5 protein-coding genes are annotated in these 8,172 nt (G+C 50.3%); 3 read left to right on the forward strand and 2 right to left on the reverse strand.

The window, feature by feature from the left end:
- Positions 1–73 precede the first annotated feature (73 nt).
- Entirely contained in the window at positions 74–3,067 is a 2,994-nt protein-coding gene (gene ygfK, locus GKG43_RS19310) for a putative selenate reductase subunit YgfK (RefSeq protein ID WP_129879678.1), read from the reverse strand.
- A gap of 104 nt (positions 3,068–3,171) precedes the next feature.
- Positions 3,172–4,503 carry a putative aminohydrolase SsnA gene (ssnA, locus tag GKG43_RS19315; protein WP_055152465.1) on the reverse strand — a complete coding sequence of 444 codons (1,332 nt, stop codon included), beginning with the start codon at positions 4,501–4,503 and terminating at the stop codon, positions 3,172–3,174.
- A gap of 342 nt (positions 4,504–4,845) precedes the next feature.
- Between ssnA and GKG43_RS19320 the strand changes: the two genes are divergently transcribed.
- From GKG43_RS19320 to GKG43_RS19330, 3 genes are all read left to right on the forward strand, one after another.
- Positions 4,846–5,502, forward strand: a complete 657-nt coding sequence (locus tag GKG43_RS19320) for a helix-turn-helix transcriptional regulator (RefSeq protein WP_050641331.1) — start codon at positions 4,846–4,848, stop codon at positions 5,500–5,502.
- Positions 5,503–5,586: 84 nt separating this feature from the next.
- Positions 5,587–6,792 (forward strand): diaminopropionate ammonia-lyase, encoded by a 1,206-nt coding sequence (gene dpaL / locus GKG43_RS19325; protein ID WP_050641332.1) that lies wholly within the window; start codon positions 5,587–5,589, stop codon positions 6,790–6,792.
- 45 nt (positions 6,793–6,837) lie between these two features.
- Positions 6,838–8,148, forward strand: a complete 1,311-nt coding sequence (locus GKG43_RS19330) for a YgeY family selenium metabolism-linked hydrolase (protein WP_055152467.1) — start codon at positions 6,838–6,840, stop codon at positions 8,146–8,148.
- Positions 8,149–8,172: the final 24 nt, after the last annotated feature.

An 8,172-nucleotide genomic window follows, 5' to 3' on the forward strand; every position in this document is an offset into this window, starting at 1 on the left:
CTGTCTTTCTGTGCATGGGCGCTTATTGGATACTATTCACGGGGCCGTGCCCCGCCTTTTATGCTGTGCTCTTTTATCCCAGGAGGTAGGGGTAATCTTGAACGACTGTTTCAATCAGCTGCTGCAGTCCCGCGGGCAGCTTTGTCTCTTCACCCTTTGTCCAGGTAAAAGTATCTCCAAGGTATCTCACCCTGCATACTCCCTTTTCCCTGTCCACTACCGTAAATCCCTGGTTTCTGCTGTCTTCCATATCTTTTTCTCCGGCAAAGAGCGTGAACTTATCCAGATAAGGGGCGCTCTCATATGGACAGAAGCTCTTGCAGTTGCCGCACTCATTGCACATATAGTCTATATGGATAATCTGATGTTTTGCCATGCCCGGCACCCGGATGGCGATGTTTGCACGGTTTGGACATACTTCCACACAGTTTTCACAGATACTGGAGCATCCCAGGCAGCGCTCTGTCTCTGCCTTCCCGTTCTCCATATCCCGCAGGATGCCGCGGCGGCTGTAGACCTTAGCCTCGTCCGCCTGCCTGTCGAAATCTTTCGCCAGGCTCCGTCCAATCACTGCTTCTGCCGCCTTCCGGCCATCTCTTATGCCCTCTACTACCGTTGCCGGACCGCCCAGGCCGTCTCCGATTACATAGACACCTTCCAGGTTTGTCTCGCAGGTTTCCGCGTTAACCATTGCTTTCCCGCGCTCATTTACATGGATACCATTCGCCTCGTACAGCTCAGTCGGAATCTTTTCACCCACGGCGGCAATCACGGTGTCTGCCAAAACTTCCCGGATCTCTTCGGTTTCAATCACACTTCTTCTGCCGGAATCATCGAAATCGCCAAGTTGCATTACTCTGCAGACCAGTCTGCCATTTTCCAGTTTGACAGGGGAAAGCAGTTCCTGAAATTCCACACCGTCCTCAATTGCCAGCAGCAGTTCCTCCTCATCCGCCGGCATATAGCGTTTGGTTCTTCTGTAGACCAGAGAAACCGTCTCGACGCCTTTGGTCCGTTTTGCGGCTCTGGCCGTGTCCATTGCGGTGTTTCCCCCGCCGATGACAACGACATGTTTCCCGATGTCCAGGCTGCCTTCTGTTTCTTTAAACGCCCCGAGGAACTCCAGCGCATTCATCGTCTCGCCGGCCTCCAGTTTCAGCATACCCGGTTTGTATGCGCCCACTGCAAATATGACCGCACCATACCCCTGTTCTTTTAACTGCTGCACGCTTTCTACTTTTGTATTGTATTGAATATCAACGCCTGCTGCCTTAAGAATTTCTGCGTCTTTGTCAATGGAGCTTCCCGGGATCCTGAATTCCGGGATCACGTGGCGCACCACTCCGCCCAGGGAGCCGGTCTGCTCAAAGAGGGTAACTTCCATGCCGCCGCGTCTCAGAAAATATGCCGCTGCCATACCGGCAGGGCCGCCTCCGATGACGGCAGCTTTCCCTTTCTCTGTCAGGGGCTTTGGCGACACATCTGCCAGCCACGCCTCATAGCCATTTTCTGCAGCCTCCAGCTTCATAGCGCGGATATGTACCGGTTCTTCGTAGAAATTTCTGGTACATTTGCTCATGCAGTTATGTGCACAGATCGTTCCGGTAATAAACGGCAGTGGGTTCTTCTCTGTAATGACCTCCATTGCCTCCTCATATTTTCCGGCATTCACAAGCTGCAGGTATGTGGTGATATCCTGGTGGATCGGGCAGCCTTCTTTACATGGCGCCACGAAACAGTCCAAAAGCGGTACCTCCTTGTTCATCTTGCGGGATGGTAGCAGTTTGACCGCCTTCACATGATGGGGACTCACGATTGCGGCTTCTGCCAGTGCTTTTGATCCTTCGATGCTTACGCCTTCAAATACAGCGCCCTCTGTCTCCAGGATACGGGCGATCTGGCACATTCTCTGGTATCCGCCCGGCTTCAGCAGTGTAGTGGCAACGGTGACCGGCCAGATACCTGCGTCCACGATGCCCTTTATATTGTAGAAATCGGCTCCGCCGGAAAATGAGATCCTGAGTTTACCGCCGAACTCTTTTGCCAGCTTTGCGGCCAGAGAGATGGAGAGCGGATACAGGGATTTTCCGGACATATACATTTCTTCGCTGGGAAGCTCGTTCTGTTTGACATCTACAGGGAACGTGTTGGTGATCTTCACGCCGAATTCCAGGTTACGCTCCTCACACACTTTCATCAGCCTGGTGAGCATCGGAACGGCATCCACGTACTGCAGGTCATCCCTGAAGTGGAAGTCCCCGAATGCCACATAATCGTATCCCATCTCATCCATGGTCTTTCTGGCAAATTCGTATCCTAATAAGGTAGGATTACATTTGATAAAGGTGTGGAAGCCCTTTTCCGTAACCAGGTACATTGCAATCTTTTCAATCTCCTGCGGAGGACATCCGTGCAGTGTGGAGATTGTGACGGAGTTGCAGATCTCTGATGAGATACTCTCAATATCTTCCTCTGTTACTTTTTGGAATCTGTCCGCATGCTCCAGGAGATATGCTTTGCAATCCCTGAAGATTTCAGAATCTCCGGCATCCTTCATGGTGTTCAGAAAACGGTCTATCTTTGGAGACTGAATCCCCTCCAGGTCATACCCCACGCTGATGTTAAACTGGAATCCGTCCATGCTGCCAAGCTCAAACTCCTTTGCCATCACCTTGAGCAGGAACCACGCCTTAATGTATTCCTCCATTGCCTGCGGCACGTAGAGTTCCGTAGACCACTCACAGTTATAACATTCATCGTCAGCCTTGATGCACGGCTTACTCACGCATGCCGCCAATTCGGCGCCGTCCATCACCTGCACGGTCTTCAGTTCAAAGAAACGGCTTCCGGTATAATAAGCGGCCGCAATATTCTGTGCCAGCTGCGTGTGCGGGCCGGCTGCCGGGCCGACCGGAGTCTCCAGCGGGCGTCCGAAAATTGTCCTGTTATATCTGGAATCGGCCTGATAAGGTGCATGCTCTCCGAACACAGTGCCTGACTTCTCACGCTCCGTCATCATCCAATCTACTAAATGCCCGAAAGACATCGGGGTCATAATATCACTCATTTGCGTAAACCTCCTAAATAATCTGAATATTCTGAAAACGGTAGTGCAAGGGGGTCAGACCCCTCTGCAGAGGGGTCTGACCCCCTTGCAACACTTTTCCGCTTTTACTTGTTAATCCGTCCCCAAAGTTCTGCCGCAGCCTGTCTGCAGTCCGCCATCACCTTTGCTTCGTCGATATGCTGCAATTCTCTGTCCTTCATCAGGATTTTCCCGTTAGCCACCGTAGTTACTACATTCCGCCCGTTCATACCAAACAGGATATGCCCGTTGCAGTTCTCTGCTCCGAAGGGGGTCAGCGGATCGTAATCTACGATGATGACATCCCCTGCCGCGCCCTCTTCCAGAACGCCGAGTTTCTGGTCAAAGTATCTGCCTGCAATCTGAGCGTTGCCGTCAAAGAGCATCTGCGGTACCTCGCCCCATGCCGCCGTCGCATCGCACAGGTGGTGTTTGTGCAAAACATTGGCTACTTTATAAGACTCCGTCATGTCGTGGGTATATCCGTCCGTCCCCAGACCGGTCAGGATGCCTCTGTGCACCAGTTCCATCGTCGGCGGGCAGCCGCAGGCGTTGCCCATGTTGGATTCAGGATTATGTACAACCATGGTATTAGTGTCTTTAATCAGCTCCATCTCGTGTCCGTTAATGTATATACAGTGGCCCAGCAAGGTCTTCTCCCCCAGAATATTCCAGTCCATCAGCCTGTCAACGATACGCTTCCCATAGTGTTTCAGGCAGTGGTGCAGATCCTCAATCCCTTCGGCCACATGGATATGGTAACCCACACCGTCCGGCTTATTTGCTGCTGCCAGTTCCATGGTTTCATCTGATATGGTAAACTGTGCGTGCATCCCCATCATTCCGGCTATCATCCCGCTTCCGTCCTGCCGGGCATAGCGGATAAATTCTGCATTTTCCATCACAGATTCCCTTGCCTTCTCCCTGCCGTCCCGGTCGGATATCTCATAGCACAGACAGGAACGCACCCCTGTTTCCTTAGCTGCTTTTTCTATATGGAATAAGGACTCCCGGATTGATCCAAAACTGGCATGGTGGTCAAATATGGTCGTCACTCCGTTCTTAATACAATCAATATACGTAGCCATAGCGCTCAGATATGTGTCCTGCAGTGTGAGATTCCTGTCTATGGTCCACCACATGCCGTTCAGAATATCCAAAAATCCCTTCGGGTCATATCCCTTTACAGAAAGCCCTCTTGCAAAGGCACTGTAAATATGTTCGTGCGCATTAATAAATGCCGGCATAATTACTTTTCCTCCGGCATCAATAAATTCCGCCTCCGGATATGCCGCTCTGACTTCACCTAAGGATCCCACCTTTTGGATGGTGCTTCCCTCGATCGCCACAGCGCCGTTTTCCAGATACGGATTCTTCTCGTCACGCGTGATTACCCTGCCGTTTCCTAAAATAAGCATACTATTCGTCTCCTTTTCTTAATGAAATGTCCTAAAGGTTTCCGGTGCATGTCACCGCGTATACAAATTCTACAAGGGGGTTGGTTTCCTTGCACGTCGCACTATATTTTGTATATCCTTTTGTAAAAACAGGCCTTTCTTTTTCGCACAGATTTTTAAGGACTGCTTTTGTTGTATATAGAATACCATTTATATAAGATAATTGCAATACAGAATCTCAAAAAAATTTAGGTAACCTAAAAAATTTTTAGAAAAAGTATTGATTTAATTTTTTTTTATGCTATGATGAGTTTAGAAGCAAAAAGTTTTCGGGATCATTTCCCATACTCACACGCGAAAGGAATGGTAACTTTGAGCCAGAAATTAGACTTATTAAAGCAGATCGCCCACGGCCTTGCCGTACAGTTTGGCAGTTCCTGTGAGATTGTTATCCACGATCTGAGAAAGAAAGAACTGGACAGCTCCATTGTCTATATCGAGAATGGGCATGTATCCAACAGGAAGCTTGGCGACGGACCGTCCAGCGTGGTTCTGGAGACACTGAGCCGGAAACCGTCACAGATTCAGGACCGTCTTTCCTATCTCACCAAGACAGAAGACGGTAGGATTCTCAAATCCAGCACCATGTATATCAGGGATGATGATGACAGCATCGCTTACATATTTTCTCTTAACTATGACATCACCTCACTGCTCACTGTCGAATCCGCCATCCATTCATTCATCAGCACGGAACAAAAAAAGGAACAGGAAACCGATAACAACCAGCCCCCAAAAATCACCCACAATGTAAACGAGCTGCTGGATACCCTGATCGAACAGGCTCTTGCACTCGTTGGCAAACCGGTTGCTATCATGAATAAGGATGACAAAGTCGCAGTCGTTCAGTACCTGAACAACGCCGGCGCTTTTCTGATCACTAAATCCGGAGACAAAATTGCTTCTCTTTTGGGAATTTCAAAATTCACACTTTATAGTTACATGGACGCAGGCAAATAGAGTACTCGCGGAAAATCAGCCGCAAAGATGGGTGCAAGATAGTTCCCGTGAGTGCTCAAATAGTTAGAAGGAGGTTTTTCACACATGGAATCAATCAAATGGGCAGTGAACCATATGCCTAAAACAGACGATGCACAACTGAAGGTTATGGCGCTTAGCCAGGTTGAAAAAGCACGGGCTTTTCATGAAAGCTTTCCACAGTACAGTATCACCCCGCTTGCCAGGCTGGATCAGATGGCCAAACGGCTGGGCTTAAAGGAAGTATACGTAAAGGATGAATCTTACCGGTTTGGCCTCAATGCTTTCAAGGTGCTGGGCGGCTCATTCGCAATGGCGCGCTATATCGCCAAACAGGTGGGTAAAGATGTTTCTGAGCTTCCTTATCAGGTGCTGACTTCCGAAGAACTGAAAAAGGAATTCGGCCAGGCAACCTTCTTCACGGCTACGGACGGCAACCACGGACGCGGCGTTGCATGGGCGGCCAATAAGCTGGGGCAGAAAGCCGTCGTGCTGATGCCCAAGGGCACCACACAGACCCGCCTCAATAACATTCTCGCCGAAGGCGCACAGGCAACGATCGAGGAATACAACTATGATGAGTGTGTGCGCATGGCTGCGGACATGGCATCGAAGACTGAAAACGGCATTATGGTGCAGGATACTGCATGGGACGGCTACGAGGAGATTCCGGCCTGGATCATGCAGGGATACGGAACCATGGCAATGGAGGCGAATGAACAGCTGAAGGAATATGGCTGCGGCAGACCAACACACGTATTTATCCAGGCTGGCGTGGGATCTCTTGCAGGAGCTGTGCAGGGATATTTTGCCAACCGTTATCCGGAGAATCCTCCGAAAGTTATCGTAGTGGAGGCCGAAGCCGCTGCCTGCCTCTACAAGGGTGCTGCCCTGGGGGACGGAAGCATCCAGATCGTGGATGGAGATATGGTAACGATCATGGCCGGGCTGGCCTGCGGAGAGCCGAACACGATCTCCTGGGATATCCTGAAGAACCATGTGGATACATTCATCGCAGCGCCTGACTGGGTAGCCGCAAAAGGCATGCGTATGCTGGCAGCGCCGGTAAAGGGAGATGCACCTGTTACTTCCGGGGAATCCGGAGCCGCACCGTTCGGCGCGCTGGCGTGCATCATGTGTATGGATGAATATAAAGACTTAAGAGAGCATCTTGGACTGAATGAAGAGTCAAGAGTCCTTCTCTTCTCCACCGAAGGAGATACAGATCCGGAGAGATACGAATCCATCGTGTGGGGCGGAAATGACCGTTAAACGAAGCAATTTCAATATAATAAATTCTAAAAAGGAGAAGTAATCATGGATTTTAACAAAATCAAAGAAGCTGCACAAGGTTATCAGGCTGACATGACCAAATTTTTAAGGGACATTGTAAAATTCCCGGGCGAGAGCTGTGATGAGAAAGCACATATTGAACGGATCGCCGAAGAGATGAGAAACCTGGGTTTTGATAAAGTGGAAATCGATCCCCAGGGAAATGTTCTCGGCTACATGGGAACAGGCGAAAAGATCATCGGATTTGACGCCCACATCGACACTGTAGGTATCGGTAACATTGAGAACTGGACTTTTGATCCGTACGAAGGATATGAAAACGACGAAGAGATCGGCGGCCGCGGTGTATCCGACCAGTGCGGCGGTATTGTTTCTGCCGTATACGGGGCAAAGATTATGAAAGACCTGGGACTGCTGAGCGACAAATACACCGTTCTCGTAACCGGAACTGTCCAGGAGGAAGACTGTGACGGTCTCTGCTGGCAGTACATTATCAATGAAGATAAGGTACGCCCGGAATTCGTTGTATCTACAGAGCCGACAGACGGCGGTATCTACCGCGGACAGCGCGGACGCATGGAGATCCGTGTGGATGTCAAAGGCGTTTCCTGCCACGGTTCAGCACCGGAGCGCGGTGACAATGCAATCTATAAGATGGCCGATATCCTGCAGGATATCCGTGCTTTAAATGAAAACGACGCTGAGGAAGGCACGGAGATCAAAGGCCTCGTCAAGATGCTGGATGAAAAGTTCAATCCGGAATGGAAAGAAGCGCGTTTCCTGGGCAGAGGAACTGTCACGACATCCGAGATCTTCTTTACCTCTCCCAGCCGCTGTGCAGTTGCAGACTCCTGTTCCGTATCTCTGGACCGCCGCATGACGGCAGGCGAGACCTGGGAGAGCTGCCTGGATGAGATCCGTGCACTTCCAAGCGTGAAAAAATACGGTGATGACGTAAAGGTTTCCATGTACAACTACGACAGGCCCTCCTACACAGGACTTACCTATCCGATCGAGTGCTACTTCCCGACATGGGTCATCCCGGAGGATCACGCCGTAACAAAAGCACTTGAGGAAGCATACACCAGCCTCTACGGCGACACCAGAATCGGAACCGCAGAGACAGAGGCAATGAGAAAAGCCCGTCCGTTAACCGACAAATGGACCTTCTCGACAAACGGCGTATCCATTATGGGAAGAAATGGAATCCCGTGCATCGGATTTGGACCTGGCGCAGAGGCGCAGGCTCATGCTCCGAACGAGAAAACATGGAAAGCAGATTTGATAGTATGCGCTGCTGTATACGCTGCACTGCCGACACTTTATTGCAAATAATTTAACAAACAGGTGCAAGGGGGT

The organism is Eubacterium sp. BIOML-A2, from assembly GCF_009680135.1.
Lineage (GTDB): Bacteria > Bacillota > Clostridia > Lachnospirales > Lachnospiraceae > Faecalicatena > Faecalicatena contortus_B.